The organism is Bradyrhizobium ferriligni, from assembly GCF_056837965.1.
The window spans coordinates 1-22,321 of record NZ_JBXEJO010000006.1; the positions used below are offsets into that span (position 1 = coordinate 1).

A 22,321-nucleotide genomic window follows, 5' to 3' on the forward strand; every position below is an offset into this window, starting at 1 on the left:
ATCACCGCGCGCCGGCAGCGTCAATCATCCCGACCGGGCTATCCAGAGCATTCCGCGCAAGTCAAGCCCGGGCACCAGTGCTCCTCTCGTGACGCTCACGCTCAACTCACCGCAGAAGTATGGTAATCAGAGTTATTGCTCCAGCCGGCATATGACACCTCATCCGACTGATTGTGCGTGTCCTCAGAATGAATAGGCCGGCGACAAGCCGCGTCGGCAAACCAACCCTCGGATTGGCGCACCGGACCGGAGCCGTTCATCCAGACTTCCAGTCGATCAGCGCCCGCCAGATCTCGTCCGAGACATAAATGGTTATGTTGCGCGTAACATAACCATTCTGCAGCGCGATAAAAAATATTCCGTCCAGAAAGGGCGGATCGAATCAGGGCAGATGGCAGCGGGGTGTGCCACAGATTCGGTTGAAGGTTTTAGCTGCATTGCCGTTTTGAGGGCGACGGCTCGATCGACGAGACGGTTCCGTCGGCTGCATTGCTTGCGCGGCAGGTTCGCTGTGGTAATCTAGCATAAGCGGGAGTTCGTATTGTAAGCATGCCTGATGAGTCCGATTCGGTTCACCTGGATCGTAGTTTTGAGGCACGCAGCCGCTTCTCGTTTTATTGGCTTCCATGATCTCGCAGTCGGTCATAGCGCGGACGCAATCGGTAGCGGTCGACTTTGTTCAGTACTTTGTCCACAGACGGTCCCAACGCGGCGGCAGTCGCGCAACTTTCCTCAGCTTTGCCGTGAGCAACTGAGGAAGGCTTCCCAATTTCATCCGCTAGCACGCCGTGCAGCAATTCCGGTTTTACGTGTTCTTAGTACAACAGACGTCGTGAGCACAACGAAGACGCCATCGCCTTGTCACCGACGCGTGTCTACCGGTGAGGTAGCTTGCGAGGTCAAGCCTTCCATCGCGGCATAACGCAACGGAGGTGCAGTTGAACAAACTGCTCGGAAATGATTTAACTTTGTTAATACCTAAAAAAAACCAAAGGCCGAACCGTGACATATACCGATCTTGATGCGAGAATTGGAGAGCGCATTCGAAGCCAACGAAAACGACTCGGCCTCAGTCAGAAGGAACTTGCGGCTCAACTGGATATAGTTTTTCAGCAGTTGCAGAAGCACGAGAATGGGACGAGTAGAGTGCCAGCCAGTCGGCTCTACGAGATTGCCCGGGCGCTGAACACGCCCATCTCAGATTTCTTCGACGTCGACCAACCCAAATCACCAGGACGGCCATCGCCACTCTCGGACGTGTCTGCAATACTAGGTGCGCAAAAGGGTAAGTTGGCAAAGCAAGTCCTTGAGCTTGTTACGGCATTCGCAAAGATCAAGGACGAGGATGCTCGAGTGGATATCCTCTCATTGATCGTAAGACTATCAAAGTCCAATACCAAGCGGTAAGAGCCGCGTCCAACGCGCCACCATACGTCACGCCCATCGGAGCGTCGGCTATTGCTTTAGTACGTGTTTGAAGTGTCGCTGAGCGTCGCTACTTGCGACGCCGGCAACATGTGCCTCCTTTGCCTCCGGTGCGATATGCTGCAAGCCAGCGATGAGCCGCTGATTAATCGACTCCTTTGTGCGCCGAAAAGAGATTTCCGGAAATTCACTGAGAATCTGTGCTCGCGAGATTGCCCTCTCTAGAAGATCGTCCGAATCAACCACCTCGTGAAGCAATTTGCGATCCGCCGCCCAGGGAATCGGAGCTGCCTCGCACCCGTAAATGAGATCAGCTGCCGCGGCTCGGCCCACGGTGCTCTCGAGCATATAGCCGCCGACTGGACAGGCGATCCCGTGCTTCAATTCCCACATAAGCAGCTTGGTTTCTGGGGATCCAACGCGCCAATCGCACGATAGGGCGACCTGAAAGCCGACGCCTATGGCGTATCCATCGACTGCAGCAATAGTCGGTTTGGTGACCTTGAGTATTGTGCAATAGAAGTCAATCCACCTGTCGATAGCCGCCTCTACTGCCGCGCGCTCGGAAACTTGAGCAACCTCATTTAAATCTCCGCCGGCGCAAAAGGATCGATTGTTTCCTCCTGACAATACTAAAGCCCGTATCGCAGGATAATCCTCTGCGTGTCGACATATAGAGCGGATGGCATTCTCCAGTTCTAGACTCATCGGGTTAAGAGCGTTGGCGTGATTGAACCGCGCGACCAACACCGCTCCTCGAGCTTCCGTTTCTAGAATGGCCATGGTGTCTCCATCAGTCGCTCGCACCTACTTTCGCGGCTCACCCGGCCGCGACATTCAAAATCGCGGAATACTAGTGCAACAAATAAGAGAAATTGTCAATCGCAAGAAACCACCAGAATAAGAATTTTTCGGCTTGGCACCTGGTGTAGGTACGTGTCGTTGTTAGGTCTTAAACCGACAACCTTCTGCGTGCCCGCCACTTTCGAAACGAGATGTTCTGCATTACGGAGCCAGCGATTGTGCCTTGAAGTTGGGGCGCCTCCGGCGGCACAGTGATCGTGTGCTTAGCTCGGAAGAACGGCCGAAGTACGCCGGGAGTCCGCATCATTCTGGGCGCGATCTAGACCCTATGTCCTGAGGTGACGGGCGCGCCGGCCCCGGGCAAGCTCCTATCGAGGGATGAGCCGGAGCCGAACCTCAAACGAGCGGGCGGATGAACGATAGCACTTTGTGGGACCGGATGTGCGCAAGGGGACGATTTCGGTTGTGGTTATCGAAGGAGCGCGTGGTGGTGAAGTCCGCTAGCTGGCGATCATCCCTCAATAGCACCAGATCGCGAAGCTTGCCGAGAAGCCGGCTTTTGCTACGAAGCTGGCCCCTGTAGTTGCGGCCTGCATCGGCAACTGACGGAATTGGGTCGACGGCATCGCGGTGGCGCGCTCGCTTATCCCGATGAAGGACGGGAGATCGGATCAAGATGGACCGCCGCGACGCGGCGGTGCTGGCCAACTGAGCTGGGCCGGCAAGCTCAATGCGGTATGAGGGTATGCACGACCTGGTGAGAGCCCGCCGCGGCAATGCGTGTACTCGGCAAGGCACGCCAGCATCTGCTGGCATTCGTGCTGCGGCACGGACGAATCTACGCCAGCACCAAGGACTGGACCTTGGCTTACCGGCGCTGGCTGACCACGGTGCACTTCGGTCATCCGGCGAGCCAAATCGTCCTGTAGGATTCCATTCTTGCCGTGACCGACGCCGAGGTTCGGGTGGACCGGCTGACCAAGATCGAAGAGCTTGCGCCGCAATGGTCGACGGCACGGTCCCGGTGGTCGAGGCTATGCGGGCCATGCGTTCATCGTCGCAACGGTGGTTGCCGAGGGCGACGACTCCGCCCGCTTCAACAATTTCCGTCAGCTGATGCCGTATCGCTTCCTCGTGCCGTCGGAGCATTCGAGCGGTGCCACGAACTGGCGAGGGCCATCACCAAGGCCGGCAATATTCTGGCCAAGCGGGCTCTGATCGAAAGGGAGCGTGGACCATCGCATGCAGCCTGCGCCAGTCGGAAGCTCCATGAGCGTAACGAGTGCTTGCCTCAGGTCATCCGTGACATCCCCTGGATGGAGCAGGTCAGGTTCTGCGCTCGCTATCGCGGTTTGTCGATGGCCGGCAAACCAAAGGTAGTCGTCACCACCGCCATTGCACGCGAAATGATCGGCATGCTGTGAGCGTCGTCAACTACAACTCGAGCCGGGTCCTTGAAAGAGCGATGCTCGATCATATCGATGCCCAGAGCGGGAGGCAGGGCGCGGTGAGGGACCCTCGCGGACTGTTATGAGCCGGCCTTTGCCGGTGCTGTCCTCCAGCCGTTCGGGATCGCATAAGGTCAGGCGTGGCCTGGCCACCTACAACTGCGCAACATACGGAAACTTCTCCACGTCGCGGTACCACCTTCTCGAGACACCGATCTGACGACGCCGTAATGGGCATTGTGGCCGCTTAGGAAGGGGATGATTTCGCCGACCTTCACCGATCGCGTGATGTCGTATTCGCCGTGAAGGCTTGCAGTGAGAAAAGGCTGCGCCGAAGGCGAGATTTGTCAGCGCGCACCTAGCTTGAAGTTACCCGTTCGCGTTTCGCTCAGCCGCACGAAGTGGAAGGTCTCCAGCGCTTTGCTCCGCTCTACCCTGCGTGTCGGCGCGGGAACCGTCCGAATTCGACCGATTTGATCTCGGTCGGCTCAAGAACGAGGCCGAACTTTCCTAACCAAAGAGAGCAATGCCCTACACGAATGCCGTCCGATAGACGCTCTGTAGCCGGGACAGAAGCTCACGACACGCGTACACATCAACATCCTCTTGTCTCCAGTTGTTCGACTATGCGACCGATTCATCTGATCATTTTCGTCTAACCCAATTAAGGGCCTTCGTCGCTCCCGCTGGTCGGTCCGCCTCAGTGCTCCGAACGGCACCCTCGAGCTCGCCGTGCCGCTTTTCCTTCCTCCTATGTTATCAGTCTCCTGGTTCATGCTCCGCTACCGCCTCAGTCTCTGGTAAGCCTGTGGCAAACTCCGAAAGCTTAAGCTCGTGGCACCTTGGGCATGCTGCTGCGCAACGATGCTACCGCGTTACCGGGCCTCCGCACAGCATCAGAAAACAGCACATCTGGCCAAATTCCATTGCCACTCCGGTATGCGCAGTGGCAGAAACACCAATCGCCCAAAACGCTTCCAAGCGCCAGCGCGATTATCGCGGGTGGGCGAGACCTTCTCGGAATGCTGGACGGGCATCATCTCGGTATACCCTAGGCGAGATCGTCGAATCCGCAATGATATCGACCTCACGCCCTCATCAACTCTCGGCCATAGGTCGTGGTGGATGCGAGAGACTAGCCTGAAGCGCCTGTGATACGAAGTCTTGGACCTCCCCTAGGAATGGTAGGGCGACTTCTTCATATTTTTCTGTATTCTTCGCCATCGGACCAACGATGAGCCCGCGCCAACGCGTTGCAATTTCTAGTTAGCGGTCGCCCGGAAGAATGATGGTCGAAAGCGTCAAAGATCGTAATCGCCCGGCAGAAGTTTGGACGCACTGATATGAGAGATGTAACAATCAGATGGCGAGCGAGGAGGCGATTTGATACGATCGACAAATAGTTTGGCCGCCAACGGATCGCCAGAACGCGGCCTGGTTCAGGCCAGTGCCTTAAATTACCTTGAGTACTTATCGACGAAACGTCGCATGTTAGTGCCGCTAGTCCGAGCAATAGATCCTTATTAAAGGAGCCGCGGGAGACCATCGATCGATCAGAAATGATTTATCTAATTGGGGACGAATTCCAAGTTCAACCATCGGACATCGACTGACCTATTGTGTCCGCCCTATTCGGAGAAGCGGTGAAAATGTTGCCAGCCCATTATTGGGAATCCCTCAACGAAAATATTCCGAGTTCCCTCGTTAGGTTGGGAGAACACATGATCCGTAAGTCTTCTTCGATTTATCTCAGGCGCGCGAAGATGGCCGCTAGCGAGCTCCCGGGACAGCCACGCGCGCGATACAGTGAGGGGAATTCTGTCGCAGAGAATGATCACTTTGTGCTCAATAAAGGACGGCGAAAGCAACTGCTGGCCATTCTTGACCTGCTTCGATATGCCGAAATTGAGGCATCAGACCTTAACCTTGAAGCAGCAGCTGTGCTTTTGGCAGCGGCGATCTCGGACGTCACTCAAAATTTGGAGCAGTGCCCCGAAAGTTCTGGCGGTCGCGCGCGAAGGGTTTGGAGATCGCTGGTGAGCTCGCGGTCGCCGCGTGATAGCGTCGGAAGATGAGACGCTGATCGCTTATCAAAAGCTGCAGATAGCCGAGCTAAAGCGTCAGATCTGCAGCCGGTGGTCGGAGCGCTCGCCGCGACTGATCGAGCAGTCGCGTTGACGCTCGAGGAGTTGGAAACCGAAAGCACCGATGACGAACTAGCAGCGGAACTAGCTATGTCCGGACGACGACTGTGCGCGGATTTCGCGCAATCGCAACGAACGCCGGATGGAGTATCTGCCACGAGTGGTGGTCGAATCGGCCGATACGTTGCGAACGCTGCGGTAGAAACTGTCTGCGCACGGTCGGCGAGGACGTGTCTCGGACGATGGAAGTGGTGCCGCGTTAGTGGAAGTGGTCGAGATCGTCCAGAACAAGTTCTCCTGTCGCGACTGTCCGAGTAGGCTTGTTCCAGCGAATGGTGTTGAGATCGAGGCCGGCACGCAGCAGGTGGACCGCAGTCGTGCGCCGGATGTATTTCGGCTCATACGTTTGCCGGCAAGGACGCGACCGATCTGCTGGCTAACGATGCGGTGCATGCCAAGTCGCGTCATCGGCTGCAGGCCGCGGTGGACGATCTCAATGCCAGGGGCCACCAACCTGTGACTGACGACCCGTAGATTGCTCCGAGCGTCACTGGTCAGTGGAGTGACCGCAGGTTGATGAAGACCTCCTGGTGCTGTGTATTGGGCGGACAATATCGATACATCGGGCCAGTCCAGGATACGGCGCGTGGTCGGTTTGTCAAAACTTCCACCAACGTCAATGACTCCTGCTGATGGTGCGAGGACCGCGGATCGCTGCCAGACGCGGGTCGCAAACCTCCCTCAGATGCTGTGTGGCGGGGAAAATACCCGCAACGTCCCTGCGTTGCCGGATGCGGACATGCGAAAGCAACGCCGAGTTCCTGCACTGATGAGATCTTCGCTTGGTCGCCGGTTAGAGAGCTGTCGATTGATTGCCGAGCACCAGTGAAGGAACTCTCGAGCCCGGCCTCGCCACCGCTGGATCGTCGATGGGCCGAAGCCCCTTTCCCCGCGCATCCACGCCACGTACCGATCGCGCTCGCTTTGGAACGGAATCTGATCGCCGGCTCATACCACCATTCGGGATATCGGAGCCATGGCCGGCAGTCTCTGTCCGGTCGTACTTCCGTGCGATTGGACTTGTGTTGCTGCGTCATCTCCACCAACGGCTTTATGGCGATGTTTGCAAGGCATTTGGCGGGAGTAAGCGAGAAGTCGGCTAAGACATCTTGGGATCGAGTTCGCTGCAACGACATTTCCCGTCCGCGGTAGACCCCTGGGCGCCCCCAGACTTACGGAATAAGGAGCGGTCCTGATTAGACTGGTTCGCCAGCCGGCAATTCGGCATCTCGAACGCCAACCGTGAATCTGTAAGCCCTCGAGACTGACGAACAGCGCTACGGCCTTTGAAGTTGCTAGGCGGCTACTTGACCAAGACGATCCACAAAACGGAAGCGTGTCGACGAAAGTCAAGCCGATATTCAGAGGTGTGGATCGTCTCTGGAGTGTGGGGTGGAGCGGGTTCACATCGCAGACTACGATCAAGCAACCGAAGGTTCAGCCTATTACTTGCCCGTCGGTAACCCGTATCTATGCGCGCCGGCGGTCATTTGCATCAGCAAAGAGAAGAAACCGCGGCGACGCTACTCGGAAGGCTATTGCCAGTTGTCATTGGTCGGCGGCTATCGATGCTCGTTGTCTCTCACGACGACGTCTCAAATCAGCCACGCGTCCAATCGGAAGCCTTTTGTCTTGCTATTCTGATTACTTGTCACCTCGGCCTGATGTTGATGCCACTCGGATTGGCGTGTATGGGGAAGGATTGTCGGCTGCTCTAGCGACTGATTTCGCTACTTCTGATCGCCGCGTTGCTTCGGCTGTTTGCGACGGCGGGCTTTGCAGTTGCGGGCGAACTCTAGCATCTGTCGCTTGGATGACGAGGACTACAGGTATAATCGATGGAGGATTCGTATCGGTGCGCCTGTCTCGAACGATACGGCAGTTGAGGTGCCCAGCTCTCGTGGTTGGCGGGGGGGGGGGGCGCGGCATCGTCAGCGTCCAGGAAGCGCTTAAGCTACAAGCGGAGTATATGACGCGGCGCGCTGATCTGGAGTTGGCTATGCCGGGAATAATCCGGACCAATGTGGCGGAGATCGAAAACTCCATAACTAGCGACGATCGTATCTTTGGATGGTTGGAGCAGACGCTTGCCAACGGATCGTCCATGACGATGGTTGGCGAGGATTGGGGTCAAAATCTTATCGCCCCAGTTCATGTTTAGCCAATTGGCAGGGCTGACCGCGCTTTGGGGCTTCGACCAGAGTGAGGCTAGTCCGGTCGACGCAAGCCTCCAAACCAGCAGGGCAAAACCGGAAGAGTCAGTCGACTGGCATAGCTCTGCAGATAGTTGTAGAATATTTTACTTCTATTGAGAATGAGCCCCGAGAATGAGCCCTTGAGAGAAAACATCGTTGCGAGCATTGAAAATGCATGAATTGGCTTCATGTCACAGAAGAGGGAAGGGGATGCGTTCGAACGGAGGTGCCCGTTTCTTGCCGTGCTGATCGCGATAGTCGGCTGTTCGTATGCAGCCCAGCGGTGAGCTAAGGGCTCGGATGTGGAGGTCATGAACTTGGCGTCAAGCATATACGGGAGCTTACGTCGCGGAATACCATGATTCCCGCGCTGCGGGCTCATCGGGCTGACCTTATAGACCCGGCCTGCAGTACGCAAAGGCGCGTTGCGAGCGCTCTGATCTGAGCCATTGGCGCAAGCCCCTTGACGACAAAGCGGGAGCTCGTGCTGGCCGACCGCTGGATGGGCATATGGAGCGCGTTACGCTCGATCTCAGAAGAGCGATGGTGGACACCACCGTTCAGCCCAGGGCCAACTACCTTCCACCGATGCGCGTTCTTGCGTCCTTGTTGGCAAGAGCAGCGGCTGCGATATTGGGATGTCGCCGTTGCCGCATCTTGCCGAGCCAGACGCTTCGTGAATCCTGCTCGCCGCCAGCTCGGCTTAAAGCGGCGCGAGCGCCGTGAATCATCAGTGTGCGCAGATATCGATCGCCGCGCTTGCTGATGCCGAGCACGCGGCCTATCCTTCAATGGATCGCTTGGTGGGCACAGACCAAGCCAAGCCGCGAATTGGCAGCCGTTCTTGAGGCAGCTTCTATCGCTTATGGTTGTGGTCAAGGCTGTTGCCGTCAGAGGCCAGACGCTTTCGATTTTCGATGTTGCCGAGCCGCTCGCTCTACTCTCCGCTAGCGGTTCACTCATGAACGGCGAATCTGGTTGACGAGCCTGACCCGTCGACGACTATGTGCGCCGGCGAATGCGATGGGATGGCCTGCACTCGCCGGCGGACCGGTTGATTTCGGCAGCACGGGACGCATGCACGGCGGGCCGGCCGTTCGCAGATGGCCTCCGCTCGTTCTGGTCGTCTTGTTCGATTTGACAGTAATCGGTATGAGCTCCCACGTCCGCGGTGATCAGCGAGCGCGGGCGTAGCGGATCGGCATCCAGTATTGCCGCAATGCCTCGACCGCCGCCGGAATATCGGCGTGGACGTTACGCAGAAAGTTCTTGGTCTCGCGGCCGCTTCGTGGTGGTCCAAGCAGCGGACGGCCCTGGTCGTCGCGACAATGTAGCAGGATGGGCAGAAGTAAACCGTGGTTGACGTTTCCGGCGTCGAGCAACGGCGCCCAGGCCGATAGCTTGAGCCGCATCGCGGCATAGAAGCCTTGGCACCAGGGTCGCGGATCAACGTCTCGACTCGTTTGCGCCGATGCATCGGCGCGAACCGGTCGGGTGCGGTCGAGAGGGTGTTGCTCATGTCGTTGTGGCGCAGAGCGACAGCCGATATGGCTGCGAACTCCGGGGTGCCGCCGTGGTTGAATGCATCGGCATCGATCGCGAGCAGCGGGCAGATCCAGTCGAGTGGGCTCATCGACACCGGTCCGGCCACGATTGCGGCGACGTAGCCGTCGAGCATGGGGAGACTAGTGGCGGCAGGATGCTGATCGACGCGAGCCTGCAGCCAGCGCTCGAGCTCCGCAAGTGGCATCGCGGCGGCGGCCATCGATGACGATGCTTGTTTATGGCGACGTCCCCTCACGCGGCGGCCTGTGCGGTGCGCTGGCGCACAGCCTTCCAGTTCCAGGCGAGCAGCTCGTGCAGTTGATGGCTCCTGGTTCGCCCGGAGACGACACGCTCCAGCACGTCGGTCAGATAGGCTTGCGGATCGAGTTCATGGAGCTTTGCCGTGTTCACGATCGACGCCAGGATCGCCCAGCTCTCGGCGCCGCCTTCGCTGCCACTGAACAACGAGTTGCGTCTTCCCATGGCAATCGGGCGCATGGAACGCTCGACTGTGTTGGAGTCGACCTCGATGCGGCCGTCGCGGAGAAACAGCGTCAGTCCGTGCCAGTGATTGAGCGCATAGTTGATCGCCTCTGTCAGCTTCGACTGGGAGAACAGCTGGCCGACCATCTCGGTCAGCCGCGCCTTGAGCGCCGCCATCAACGGAGCGGTCCTGGTGCGGCGGGCGGCGAGCCGCTGCTCGGCATTGCTGCCACGGATCTCTGCTTCGCCGGCATAGACCGCCTGCAGGCGCTCGATCACCTCGCGCGCGAACGGCGACTGCGTCGTTTTGAACACCTCGACGAATTTGCGGCGGGCATGGGCGAGACAAAAGGCGAGCTGGATTGCGCCGCCGTGACCGCGGGCGAGTGCCTTGTAGGCGGCGTACCCATCCACCTGCAGAATGCCGGAAAAGCCGGTCAATTGTCCGGCGATCGCCTCGGTGCCACGGCTGTCGGCGAACACGTAGGCCACCGCCGGCGGCGAGGGCCCACCCCAGGGACGGTCATCCATGGCATGCGCCCAGAACTGGCAGATGCGGGGGCGATGTCGTCCGGGGTCGAGCACCGGCATCGGCGTCTCGTCGCAGAACACGCGCGGCGCGGCCTGAATCATCCGCAGCTGCAGCTCATAAAGGCTCTTGAGCCACCGGGCGGCACGCTTGACCCAGCCAGCGAGTGTCGCGCGGTCAAGATGGATGCCCTGGCCGCCCAGGATCTGCACCTGCCGGTATAGCGGCAAATACCAGGCGAACTTCGAGACCACCACGTGAGTCACGAGGGCCGTCGACGCCATGCCGCCCTCAATCAGGCGCGGCAACACCTTCGCCTGGGCCACGCCATCGGTGCAGCTGCGACAGCCGTATTTGGGACGGACCGTCCGCAGCACCCGCAGGATCGCCGGGATCACGTCCAGCACCTCGCTGACGTCCTCGCCGATCTTGTGAAGCTGGCCCTGGCAGCATGGGCACGCGGTTGCCGCCGGCTCCAGCACCTGCTCACAGCGCGGCAGGCGTTTTGGCAGCGCCCCGATGTTGCGGCGCGCCTTCTTGCGCGGCAGCTTGCCAAGCGGCTTCGCCGGAGGTGCGTCATCGTTGGCCGGCGCAGGCCGTGTGGCGTCGGTTTGAAGATCATCAAGCTCGAGCGCCACTTGCTCGTCCACGAGTACCGCAAGCCTCTCCGAACGCTTCCCGAAGACCATCTCCCTGAGTGTCTGCATCGCCGCGCGCAGCTTCTCGTTCTCCGCGTCGAGCACGAGCACCATCTCGGTCAGAGCCGCCGGATCGGTCGGGAGAGCGTCGGGGCGAATCGCCATGATCAGACGATACAGGCGTGCGCCGCATGCTCCAGCAAAATCCTCACGCCTCAGCCGACAACGGCCGGCTGCTTCACAGGCTCGGGTGACACACGTGTCCACTCAAGTCCGTCGAGCAGCATCGCGAGCTGCGTCGCACTGAGATGCACCACGCCGTCGCGGATCGGCGGCCAGGTGAAATGCCCCTGGTGCAACCACTTCGTCACCAGTACCATGCCGCTGCCATCCCACGCCAGAAGCTTCACTCTGTCCATGCGTTCGCTGCGGAACACGAAGACGTCGCCACAATACGGCTTCGCGCGCAGCGCTTCGCTCACCAGCGCCGACAGCGTGTGCACCGACTTGCGGAAATCGACCGGCTGTGTCGCCAGCACCACCTTGAGGTCAGATCGTAGCGCAATCACCGGACGCCCCGAAGCGCCGCCAGCACGGTCGACAGCGTCGCCAGCTCCACGCCCGGTTCGACCCGAATGCGCGCCCCGTTCACCTCGATCTCAACCACCCCGCAAACCTTGGCCGGCGGCGCGGTGATCTCCAAAGACTTCGTCTGTAGCGGCGAAATACGCTCGGGCTCGCCAGCTGTCCCGCTACCGCTCTTGGCACAAATTTGGATCGGCACGAAAGTTCGGCGCCTTGCCTACCACCGCCGCCGCAACCTGGCGTCGCCACACCGTAAGCAGTCCGCGCGAAACGCCATTGCGCCGCGCCACCTCGGAGATGTTCGCACCCTCCTCAAAGCTCTCCGCCACGATCCGGGCCTTCTCCTCGCCCGTCCACCGACGCCGTCGGCGCTCCCCAGTGATCACCTCGACGCGACGATAGGAGTCACCTTCCTGCCTGGCATCAAGCATGGCATTTGCCATCGTTCCACCTCCGCCGATTAGCTCATGCCAGGCTCTATCGCGCGCACGCCGAGGGGTGGCTAGGTGTGGGCCTCATGCCGGTTACATTTGACATATGGTGTCCCGAAGTGAGCGCTGATCAGCCGCACCTGATGGCCCGCTCCGTGAGCGCGCGGGCCCAACAGTGTGCCCCGTTGGGAAGCCTCTATGTCGACGAGGCAGGCCGGCAAATCGGCGAAGAAGCCGGTCACCGCATCGCGACGAACCCCCTTTCGCACAACAGCTATCCCGTGGTTGTCGACACCGTGTACCTCCTGACCCGTCCCGAGTACCTCCGGCTAGCGCGTGAGTTTATCGGCCCGGATTTTTACCGGGAGAACAGTGCACCTTATCAAATGCACACATACCAATCCGGTTGAAAACAAGATCCGGCCGATGTGTTTGACAAAAAATGCACTCTTAGCCGGTCATGAGCTCGGGACCGAAAATTCGGCCTTGCTTGCGTCGATCGTTGCCATCTTTAAGCTCAATGACGTGAACCCCGTCGGCTGCATCGCGTAAACACCTCGAGGCGATCATCGCCGGCCATCCCCAAAGCAGAATCGAAGACCTCATGCCATGGCGATTCCGCAAAACGTCAAGCCGGCATCAATAAGGTTGCGGCTGAGCTCTTACGACCGGGCACTCGCCAAAACATTTTAGTACTATCACCTTTGGCCTTCATCGTCGCAGAATTCGCGTCAAATGGGCCGCTGCGGAGTTGTTAAGCAGTGACTCCAGATGAGCGCTCTTCGTGATCGGACCAAGCTCTCGCAATCCCGCAATGAAGGAACGGTTAACAGCCCGCTTTGTTCGCCCATACGCGACTTCCGGATAAGCGCCAAAAACGGCGGCTCGTGAAATCGCCTTCTCGACTATGTCATTCGATTCAGCGGTCTCATTGAAAAATTTGCATTCCGCCGCCCATTCAACCGGCACAACTTCGCAGCCGAAAACAATGTTCGACATTGCCGCGCGGCCCAGCGATTTCTCGAGCATGTAGGCGTTCATTGGGCAAGCAATGCCATTCTTGAGTTCAAGACCGAGAGCCTTCGCGGTGCGCGTCCCCACACGCCAATCGCAGCAAAGCGCGATCTGGACTCCGGCGCCTATGGCATATCCGTCAATCCCTGCGACGGTCGGCTTGGTTACGCCTAGAATCGCAACGCAAAGCTCAGTGATCCGATTTATGAGATCATCAACTTCGGCCTCCGTTCTTATTTCGCTTGCTTCGTTAAAATCATCGCCGACACAAAAGGAGCGGTCGACCCCACCAGTAAGAACCATTGCCTTCACGGCGGGTTCGTTCTGGACCAATTGACAAGTCTCAATGATGTCTCGCTCCAGCTCTCGATTGAGGGGATTTACCGGCTTTTCGCGATTGAACTGCGCGACAAGTACGGTACCCTTCGTGTAAACGTGCAGCGCTGTCATGTATCTATCTTCCTTAATTCACGGCTTGATCAATCTATGGCCTAGTCTCAGTCCTATCGATTTCCCAGGTTCATACAACCACCAATTCTTGCTATAGATGTTTGCGTTATTTCCAAGTCTTATGTGCTCGCTCCCTCCGAGCCGACACATACGATCGTCGGCTGAAAGGCGCATCGATCACCAAGAAAGAGTTTTGGACCCACCGCAGCAACGCCACCTGGCAGCCCTTCCGATGGACTGCTACGGCAGACGCAATCCAACCGCGTCGACTTCGCCCACGAAATTGTCGCGATAGGACACTAGGTGTTCAGTCCCCGAGGTCAAGTGGATGGGATCGAGCTGGAAGCGGTCTGGCTCGTTTGCCCAAGCTGAACAGATGGCTTCGTAGGGCGTTAGGCCGCGTAGCGTCTTCAGCCGCTTGGCGAAGTTGTAGGCGTCCAAGAAGGCGCCGAGTTGATCTTCGAGTTGGCGCTTAGTCTCATAGTGGTACCGCCGGACGGTTGCCTCCTTCCGTCTTCGGTTCATTCTCTCGGCCTGACAGTTGGTCCAGGGAGGTTGGGTTAGGCGAGACAATGCTCGACGCCATGCCCCCTGAAGGTTCGGTCGAAAGGATGGCCGCGCCACATGGCGGACCCGATCAGTTCTTGGGCAGGTCGGCGATTTGGATGCCGTTGTCCGGGGGCACGGTGTGGATTATGTAGGGCATAGCCTTGACCAGGTCTTTGAGGAAGCCCTGGCGGTGGCAACCGTCGCTTTCATCGGGGCAATCTTGTATGCCGAATGACAGGTTAAGCGCTGGCCACGATATCCACTCGCCCATCACTATCTCTACACAGACTCGCGCAAGTGGCTTCGTTCAATTCTCCAACTGAGAACGGGCTTTAACGGGTGATGTTGAAGGTGCACGCGCATTGATTTGTGCTCGGGAGAGCAAGTGCGCGATCTTACGCGTTAATCAATGCCCTCAAGCCGGCCTATTGACGTATGCGCGGATCACGAACGTGCCGCTCGTACGGCTGGGGGCCGGCGCTCTGGCTGCATCTCGACCTGAATTCCTGAATTTGGCGCGTACGCGACAATACAGCATGACGCTGTAGAGTGTGGTACGGCGCTCCGTTGGCAAGGTGAGCTGTCTCCCTGCTAAGTGAAAGGCTTGATGAACCGCTTCGCAAATGGCACAGCCCTTGCTGGGATCACTCGATAACGCGAGGTCGCCTATCCATGAAAGCCAACAGCGTCACCCACTCCCGATCAAAAGCTAGGCGTGCTTCGCAGTGGCTTGGAACGAACAAAACTGACCTGAGACTGCGAGAAACTCATCGAGCGGGGAAATTGTACCGATCAACCGCAGGTGCTTCGTCGATCGCGCGTAGCATCAACAGTGTACCAGCGTGCTCGAACACCGCAGATCTTGGATATCTCTTCAATCCAGCTTTCATCCGTTCGCGTTGGGACTGAATGGCCTTGTCTGGTGAACAAACGTTGGAGAATGTACCATGAGCAAAACAGCTTTAATCGATACTGTCATTCCGCGCACAAATGTCGTGAAACTTGCAGCGCGCGTCGGTGCTGAAATCAGGAATATCACGTTGTCTGGTGATTTGCCGGACCAGACCATCGGAGCGATAAATTCCCTGTTGCTTGAGCACAAGGTTATCTTCTTCCGCGACCAAGGTCATCTCGACCACGTCGAGCAGGAGCGCTTTGCCTTTCGTTTTGGGAAGCTTGTGTCGCTTCCAATGCACGGTCCTGCCAAGGGAACGAGGCGGTTCTCCGAACTTGATTCCACACTCGGTGGCGGCCGGGCCGCCGCGTGGCACATCGATCTCGCCTACGTGGATGCGTATCTGAAGATTGCGGTGCTGCGGGGCGTGGTGATCCCACCATTCGGCGGCGATACAGTCTGGTCAAACACCGCAGCCGCGTATCTGGACCTTGCACCGCCGCTACAGCGGCTCGCCGACGAACTTTGGGCCGTTCACAGCAACGTCTTCGATTACACTGAAAGGACTCGGCTCCGCAAAATTGATGAGAAGTATTTTGACGAGGTCTTTACCGCAACAACCTACGAGGCAGAGCATCCCCTCGTGCGAGTCCACCCCGAGACCGGCGAGCGCTCACTGGTGCTGGGCTGTTATTTGAAACGTTTCATTGACATCCCGAAGTATGATGGTGAGAAGCTCTTCGATCTATTCCAGTCTCATATCATAGCGCCCGAAAACACCGTGCGCTGGAACTGGAAGGAGGGCGATGTCGTAATTTGGGACAACCGCGCCACTATGCATTATGCGGCCAACGATTACGGCGACCAGCATCGTGTCGTTCATTTCGTCGGTATCGAAGGCGACGTTCCGGTCGGCGTCAATGGTCGGAGCAGTGTAACACGCCTCAAGCCACCGCTCAGTCAGCCATGAAGGTGCGTAGCGCGCTCGCAGTTCCCGGAGTGTCGGCCGACGTAGATCTTTATCCTCACGTAGTGCGCTCGCGTCCCACAAGGCGGCGCGATGTCCCACTACTCGATGATGTTTGCCAGCTTGGCAAGTCGCGCCATGTCAATGCTCTTTTTGATGCAGCACTCGGTTGAATGCCGTGGATGGGGTTGGTTCAACCCCAACGAACGGCCAAGTCAGCGCAGGCTCGATTAAGCCAACGTAAGTGTACACGCTGTCCAATGCCGCACTATCGCGTGGTTGATTTACGAACAGTATTAGAGCCCTTACGGGGTGGGCCGGGCTCGATCTGTATCGAGTAACAAGTCTGTTCATTATTTCCGACAAATAGATCATTAGTGGTCGGATTCGCGGAGCTGCCGCACTTCATCATGAAGAAGCAATCTCGAGTTTCCAATGCACGCAGCTGCGCTCTGCCGTTGATCGAGTATGTCCGCGGGCGGCGCATTTAAAGAGGCTCGTACCCTACCAGAAGTGGGGCGCTCTCTCAGCCGAGTCGTGTATCGCGACCAGGCGTCGAGTTCATCAGGAGTATCTCCGGTCCGGGCAGGGCTACTGCTAGGGGCCGGTACGGTCGCTGGTGATGCGGTGGTTTACGCGATGAAACGCTGAGCTTTTTGATCTCGAGCCTGATTGATCTCACCTCGATTCTCGCGCTTATAGCGGCGCTTGTTCGGCGGCACCCCACGCCACTTATCCAGTTTAATCTCCGGCGCTGGGATACCGGCGACCGTGGCTGGCGAGACCTTACACTTGGCCGTAGTTTACTGGCGCCGCCCTGCCTCAAGGGCGGTCCACGTGGCTGATGAGACTGATGCTGACTGTCGGATTTGCGACGGTTGTCGAGCTACGACATTCCACGTGAGCACATTGACCTTTACGAATCGAGTTCTCGCAGCTGCCACTGGTACCTTGTCACAGTGATTATGACTCTTTGGACGCATTTGGATAAGCGCGGCCCATTTTTTTGGTGCTGGCTTTTTCGCTTTTTCTGTTGTGAACATCCATTTGATGCGTGCGCATGCGGCGTTGCGCTGTCGTTGCCATGTGCCGATTTCGGCAACGAGGCGGTTGGGGTCGTCGATCCTGCGGCCCAGGCACTGGCCACGCAGGACACTGATCTCGATTTCGACCATGTTGAGCCAACTGGCGTACTTGGGGGTGTAGTGGAACTCCAGGCGCTGCAAGATGCGGCGAGCTTCGGCGGGCGCGAAGGCCTGGTAGAGGGCGCCGGGGAGTGGATCGACAGATTGTCCAGCACGACGGGTATGCACTCGGCATCGGGATAATGGACATCGACGAACTCGATCGCGGTCAGTTCGTCGCGTTCAGCTTGGCTCAGTTCGACCCGATAAGGTATATTCATCTCGGCCCCCTTGTCGGAGAGCGGCATGAATCGACAAATGAATCGGAAATCAGGCGCCGCTCGCCGACCCGCCGCGCAAGGCTTCACCGACAAGAAGGACGACTACCTCGCCTTCATTTATGCCTACTCGCACATGTTCCGGTGCGCCCCCGCCGAAGCTGACATGCAGCGCCACTTTCGTGTCAGCCCGCCTGCGGTTCACCAGATGGTCGTCACCCTCGAATGAGCCGGTCTGATCCGACGTCAACCCGGTCGCCCGAAGCATCGGGCTCCTCGTTCCTCCAGAAGAAATCCCAATCCTCATATAGCTCGAAATCAACCACTCAAACCCTCTGTGACGAGGTACAAGCGCATTCGCCGCTCACCAGACGGCGCGGGAGGTGGCAATCGTGTCCATAATCCCTCCGGCCTCGCTGTGACAGCAGCACAGCAACTGTGCGGATTGGCTATCTCTCAGCCGCAACGACTTTCCCGGGAAGTCCGGCCGCGATGCTGCTCGGTATCGTGACTACAGCAATCGTGATGTTGGCTGGTGATCGCCGCGCGTTTTGAGATCGCCGAGTTTCTCGGCGAATCGGCCAGCTTCGATGCGACGATCGAACTTGCTGCAAAGCTCCGGCGCGACGTTCCTCGGCACTGATGCCGTGCAAAGTGCCGCGGTGGCCCGCCGCCTGTGCGAAAGGACAATGATCGCAAGTTCCATCCGGCCAATGCCTTAGCGGGCGAGTGGAGACCGAATCTTGCGATCGTTGTGGTAGCGCGGGCAATTCTCCCCCGATAAATGTTCAGAAGTTCGTCAAGTCGGAAGCGTAAGACCGTATGTCCGCCTCGCCGATGAGGTAGATTGCCTGCGCCGCTCACCCGCAATCAGCCCGCCAACGTGATTAGAGGCGCAAAGCTCTTGTGGTCCAAGCTTCGGTTCTCGCTGAAAGAAGTGCAGAACGTCTAGCTTGCGGTGGCTCTGAGAAATGATCTCAGTCCAAGAGATAATCAGACGCTACCAGTTTTGGCAGAAGATTGCGAGGCTCAGGTCAGTTAGAAGCGCCGCGAGGCTGATATCCATTGGAATAGGCGTCATTTACGGTAACGGTTCTATGTCAAACAACGGAATGACATTGCCAGTCTTGTTCGACGGCATTTTGCTGGCTCTCTCCGCCGTAACCACTGCCGTTCTCTTCGCTTGGTTGCTATACTATAGCCGTTATGGCCTCGATCTCTCTGACGAGGGCTTCTACCTCAACTCCATCGCGAACCCCTTCGCCTACAGAATAAATCTTTCGACGACCCTTTTCGGCTTCATGTATCACTGGCCATATCAGTGGGCGGATGGTGATGTCGCAGTGCTTCGCATGGCGAACGTCACGCTTACCGTTGCGCTGGGCTGGGTTCTTAGCTTCCTTGTGATACGACGCCTCTGGTCGGCGGATTGGCCACATGCGGTGGTGCTGTCGGCAGGCATCGCCAGCCAAGCACTACTTGACTTTCAGCGCTGGCTCCTCACCCCCAATTACTACGGACTGGCGTTTCAATCGCTCATGGTGGTGTGGATCGGCTTGCTGCTAGCTGACAGGCCCGGGCTCCGGGTCTTGGGGTGGGTACTGATTGGCGTTGGGGGCTGGTGCTGCTTCATGGCCAAAGCAACCACCGCTGCGGCTATTGCCATCGTCATTATGCTCTATGTCGTCGTTTTGCACCGAACATCGCTGCTGCCGATGCTTGGCGCGGCGCTGGTCGCGCTGGCTTTGCTGATCGTGACCACCTATTTGATCGACGGCAGCATAACCGGGTTTGTGAATCGAATGATCAACAGCGTTGAGATGGAAATCTTGCTGGGCACTCGCGATATGTCTCGCACGTTTCGGATCGACTGGCTCGCCACCGATCGCTCGCAACTCACTATCGCTATGTTCGCGGCGATAGCTACTCTGTTCAGCGTGCTCATGGGGCCTTCGCACAAGTTGCTATCGTCATTGCCTCTCGCTACGGTGTTGATCTTAACGATAGCGATTGCGCTGCGGGGGACTGATCCAATCAGCATTAAGCTCTCGGCCCTGTTTCTAGTGCCGGCCTTCACATGCTTTGGCGCGGTGTTCTACCGTGAGGGATTAGTTTTGCGCGCCCAGGCGCCGATCAGCATCGCTCTAGCGTTAACTTTTGTGGTCTTGCCGCATCTATTCGCACTGGGGTCCGCTCTCAATTACTGGTTCGTCGGCGCGAAGGATGCCTTGTTCTGGATGCTCGCGGTCGTTGCCTTCCTGAGCCCTCTTGCGCAACGGGGACGCAGCGTGGCCGCGTTACTGCCCCTGACGGCCTTGGCACAGTTGCTTACTGCATCAGTAGTCAATGGTGGCCTCCTCACGCCGTACCGTCAGGCGAAAGATGTGCGCGCTTATACCGCTGTCATGCCCATGCCAGGTGGTGGAAAATTGGTGCTCTCGCGGCCATTCCGCGACTACTTGGACTCTGCCAGAACCCAGGCTCGCGCAGCCGGCCTTGAAGTCAGCACCCCGGTGATCGATCTCACCGGCCTCGCGCCGGGCCTGCTGTATGTGCTCGAGACGCGGGCGCTTGGTCTACCATGGCTGGTCGGACGCCAGCCGGGCAGTAACGCAGTCGCGGTGGAAGCGCTCGGGCTTGAGAACTGCGCCGATCTTGCCAAAGCGTGGGTACTGATTGAGCCAGAGGGCACATATCATCTTGATCAAGTCAGCGTCATGGCCTCCTTTGGAGCTGGGCAGGCCGATTACGTTGCCGCTGCTGCTTTCACTCCGCCCGTCTTTGATTGGGATTATCCGAATGCTGGCAAGCAGTTTATGTTGAAGCCCGTGCGTCCTGCCGTGCTGGCGGAGCAATCCTGTCGTGAAGCCAGGCGACAACGGCCGGATCGTCAAAAATGGAGCCGATCGTGAAGGCTGTGATCCTCGCGGCTGGCTTCGGAAGCAGAATCTCTAAGGAAAGCAACCTTCGACCCAAGCCCATGATCGAGGGGCGGTGGTAAGCCGATTTCGTACGCATCCGGCGTAGTCCGCGGGCTCGGTTGGATAAGTCTAACGGCCAGCGCCTAAGCAATTCCGGATTTTCTCTATAGATTTGGATGAACTCGATGAGATGTTCGACGTCGAAGTGAGTGAACGTCAGGACCGTCTTCGCCAACGTACACCTAATATGGCTCCGTCCTCGATTTCCATTGCCGACGTCGCGCAGCCAGTTTTCGTCTTCGCTCAGGTCCCTCGCGACTGGCGTCCATTCCATGTATGGATGGTCCCGGCTTGCAAGGGGTTTGTCCTGATGGCTGAACTGATTGGGTGCGGTCATGTATTCGGCCCTTTGATGCGACCAAGACATGGTCGTTAGCCTTGATGAAGTCCGCGAAACCAGCTCCGAATCATGCAGCGCGCTTATACAGCCCTTGGAAATGGGACGGATCTGGTCGGCCGACGTCCTTCTCGGTCGTTTCGTCCACAACGCCCATCGGCTCGACTTCTGCGGCGAGAGCCTGCGCCGAAACCGGCCCTCCGCCCGAAGGACCTGAGCCCGTGACGCTATGGACATGCCGCTGCGCTCGGATAAGCCCAAGCCGTTGCTCACGTGTCCACAGCAGCCGCAACAGAAGAGGTTCAAGCCGCGTTTCCAGCTCGACCACGCGGCTCGCCCAATGCCAGAGAATCGGCTGGAGGCGCCTCGCCTCGACAAATTCCGCGGCGTCTTAGTGAGAGATCGAGTGTCCATGCTGTCGCTGACCGCGATGTTCTCAGTATCTAAAACTGGATGTCTGCCGTAGTGCAATCATGATATCGATCATATGCTTCGATCGGACGCACCTCGCGCTGGCGATCCGCGTCTCGGGATATCGAGCTCAATCTCGTGCGATACCTCGATGATGGCTTCTCTGCAACGGCCATTCTCGAGCAGCGCGTACTTGAGCGCTTGGGCACGTTCCACGAATACGCCGCCAAAGAGACCGTTTCGTTCGCGGGCAACCCAGTTGCCACGACGATTCCTGCCTACAAATACGAGCGAGGCTGCGGGGCTGCACGAAGGTGGTTTGTCATGCTTCATGCTCATCACCGTTTCATAACGTTCAAAAAGGTATGCGGCGTCCGACACCTACTGCGACACGCCTACCTGCAAGCCGCCGACCTAGGGCGCGGTAACCGCGACATTGATGTTCGCCGCTTGGGTGCCGAGCTGTGGAGTAATGAGGATCAATCGGGTAAGCTTCATCGGAAACACTTGGCGTGACCCGACGGTCTGGGAACGCACCTGGAGAGGTCGGTTTTCGGACGTGCCATGTGCGACTCCTATCTCTATTCTTGAATATGCGGCCGTTGTTACGTCCAAACCTCCGGGGAGCTATCGCGATCGCTAGGGCGTTCGAACTGGTTTCGCGAATCCCTGTTGGGTGGTTGCATTTTTGGTTTGGTTGGCCGTCGGTCTCGGTGGGGAGTATATAGCGCAGAGGGAAAAAGTGCTTCCTACCGTTTCTGGAGAAGGGGCGGGCAGATCGCTTTCGCTTACAAAGTTGCTCGGTCATTCATCGCAGCAATAAGCAGACTAAAGAACCTAGGGTAGCGTTGCGCTCACCGCAGAAACTCGGCTTGATGGGTGGCATCGCTGGCTCGGCATCGTGCTTCGTCTATATTGAAGGCTCCTTCCGCGGAACTATTCAGCAACCTATGCCGAGCGCAAAGACAACCCTCCACCAGACAGATCCATCTCGATGCGCAGCTTCTCCGGTGTCCTCGTCGGGCGTC

15 protein-coding genes and 4 pseudogenes are annotated in these 22,321 nt (G+C 58.0%); 9 read left to right on the forward strand and 10 right to left on the reverse strand.

Annotated elements, in window-relative coordinates; all coding sequences use genetic code 11:
* The coding region (locus AC1VNY_RS04685; protein ID WP_482404294.1) for a hypothetical protein at positions 1-196 on the forward strand (196 nt) is incomplete at its 5' end.
* 806 nt (positions 197-1,002) lie between these two features.
* Positions 1,003-1,407, forward strand: coding sequence for a helix-turn-helix domain-containing protein (locus tag AC1VNY_RS04690; RefSeq protein ID WP_482404295.1), 405 nt, complete (start codon positions 1,003-1,005; stop codon positions 1,405-1,407).
* A gap of 48 nt (positions 1,408-1,455) precedes the next feature.
* Here AC1VNY_RS04690 and AC1VNY_RS04695 read toward each other — a convergent pair whose 3' ends face one another.
* Positions 1,456-2,208 (reverse strand): enoyl-CoA hydratase/isomerase family protein, encoded by a 753-nt coding sequence (locus tag AC1VNY_RS04695; RefSeq protein WP_482404296.1) that lies wholly within the window; start codon positions 2,206-2,208, stop codon positions 1,456-1,458.
* A gap of 450 nt (positions 2,209-2,658) precedes the next feature.
* On the opposite strand from AC1VNY_RS04695, the pseudogene AC1VNY_RS04700 reads away from it, so the two are divergent.
* Positions 2,659-3,653: pseudogene (locus AC1VNY_RS04700) on the forward strand (transposase).
* A 2,011-nt stretch (positions 3,654-5,664) separates the two neighbouring features.
* Positions 5,665-6,131: pseudogene (locus AC1VNY_RS04705) on the forward strand (IS66 family transposase zinc-finger binding domain-containing protein); the annotation flags it as partial.
* Positions 6,132-8,651: 2,520 nt separating this feature from the next.
* On the opposite strand, the gene AC1VNY_RS04710 reads toward AC1VNY_RS04705, so the two are convergent.
* From AC1VNY_RS04710 to AC1VNY_RS04740, 7 genes and pseudogenes are all read right to left on the reverse strand, one after another.
* The gene (locus AC1VNY_RS04710; RefSeq protein ID WP_482404297.1) at positions 8,652-8,852 is read right to left on the reverse strand and encodes a hypothetical protein; all 201 of its coding nucleotides are present in this window, start codon (positions 8,850-8,852) and stop codon (positions 8,652-8,654) included.
* Positions 8,853-9,251: 399 nt separating this feature from the next.
* Positions 9,252-9,488 carry a hypothetical protein gene (locus tag AC1VNY_RS04715; RefSeq protein WP_482404298.1) on the reverse strand — a complete coding sequence of 79 codons (237 nt, stop codon included), beginning with the start codon at positions 9,486-9,488 and terminating at the stop codon, positions 9,252-9,254.
* A 122-nt stretch (positions 9,489-9,610) separates the two neighbouring features.
* Positions 9,611-9,841, reverse strand: a pseudogene (locus AC1VNY_RS04720) (UPF0149 family protein); the annotation flags it as partial.
* A gap of 32 nt (positions 9,842-9,873) precedes the next feature.
* The gene (gene tnpC / locus AC1VNY_RS04725) at positions 9,874-11,436 is read right to left on the reverse strand and encodes an IS66 family transposase (RefSeq protein WP_482404410.1); all 1,563 of its coding nucleotides are present in this window, start codon (positions 11,434-11,436) and stop codon (positions 9,874-9,876) included.
* A gap of 50 nt (positions 11,437-11,486) precedes the next feature.
* Positions 11,487-11,840 (reverse strand): IS66 family insertion sequence element accessory protein TnpB, encoded by a 354-nt coding sequence (gene tnpB, locus AC1VNY_RS04730; RefSeq protein ID WP_482404299.1) that lies wholly within the window; start codon positions 11,838-11,840, stop codon positions 11,487-11,489.
* Positions 11,837-11,974, reverse strand: a complete 138-nt coding sequence (locus tag AC1VNY_RS04735) for a hypothetical protein (RefSeq protein WP_482404300.1) — start codon at positions 11,972-11,974, stop codon at positions 11,837-11,839. The genes tnpB and AC1VNY_RS04735 overlap by 4 nt, the downstream gene beginning before the upstream one ends.
* A gap of 49 nt (positions 11,975-12,023) precedes the next feature.
* On the reverse strand, positions 12,024-12,299 hold the full coding sequence (locus AC1VNY_RS04740; protein ID WP_482404301.1) for a transposase: 276 nt from the start codon (positions 12,297-12,299) through the stop codon (positions 12,024-12,026).
* A gap of 107 nt (positions 12,300-12,406) precedes the next feature.
* On the opposite strand from AC1VNY_RS04740, the gene AC1VNY_RS04745 reads away from it, so the two are divergent.
* Entirely contained in the window at positions 12,407-12,697 is a 291-nt protein-coding gene (locus AC1VNY_RS04745; protein ID WP_482404302.1) for a hypothetical protein, read from the forward strand.
* 301 nt (positions 12,698-12,998) lie between these two features.
* Here the strand turns inward: AC1VNY_RS04745 and AC1VNY_RS04750 are convergent, their stop codons facing one another.
* A complete protein-coding gene (locus AC1VNY_RS04750) occupies positions 12,999-13,751 on the reverse strand; it encodes an enoyl-CoA hydratase/isomerase family protein (RefSeq protein ID WP_482404303.1) in 753 nt (250 codons plus the stop codon).
* A gap of 1,496 nt (positions 13,752-15,247) precedes the next feature.
* On the opposite strand from AC1VNY_RS04750, the gene AC1VNY_RS04755 reads away from it, so the two are divergent.
* Positions 15,248-16,165: a TauD/TfdA dioxygenase family protein gene (locus AC1VNY_RS04755; protein WP_482404304.1), complete on the forward strand. Its 918-nt coding sequence runs from the start codon at positions 15,248-15,250 to the stop codon at positions 16,163-16,165.
* 960 nt (positions 16,166-17,125) lie between these two features.
* Here AC1VNY_RS04755 and AC1VNY_RS04760 read toward each other — a convergent pair.
* Positions 17,126-17,507, reverse strand: a pseudogene (locus tag AC1VNY_RS04760) (transposase); the annotation flags it as partial.
* A gap of 85 nt (positions 17,508-17,592) precedes the next feature.
* Between AC1VNY_RS04760 and AC1VNY_RS04765 the strand changes: the two are divergent.
* The 3 genes from AC1VNY_RS04765 to AC1VNY_RS04775 all read left to right on the forward strand — a co-directional run bounded on the left by AC1VNY_RS04765 (position 17,593) and on the right by AC1VNY_RS04775 (position 21,809).
* Entirely contained in the window at positions 17,593-17,793 is a 201-nt protein-coding gene (locus tag AC1VNY_RS04765; protein WP_482404305.1) for a hypothetical protein, read from the forward strand.
* 883 nt (positions 17,794-18,676) lie between these two features.
* Positions 18,677-20,476: a hypothetical protein gene (locus AC1VNY_RS04770; RefSeq protein WP_482404306.1), complete on the forward strand. Its 1,800-nt coding sequence runs from the start codon at positions 18,677-18,679 to the stop codon at positions 20,474-20,476.
* Between the two features lie 955 nt (positions 20,477-21,431).
* Positions 21,432-21,809: a hypothetical protein gene (locus tag AC1VNY_RS04775; protein WP_482404307.1), complete on the forward strand. Its 378-nt coding sequence runs from the start codon at positions 21,432-21,434 to the stop codon at positions 21,807-21,809.
* The last annotated feature ends 512 nt before the right edge of the window (positions 21,810-22,321 follow it).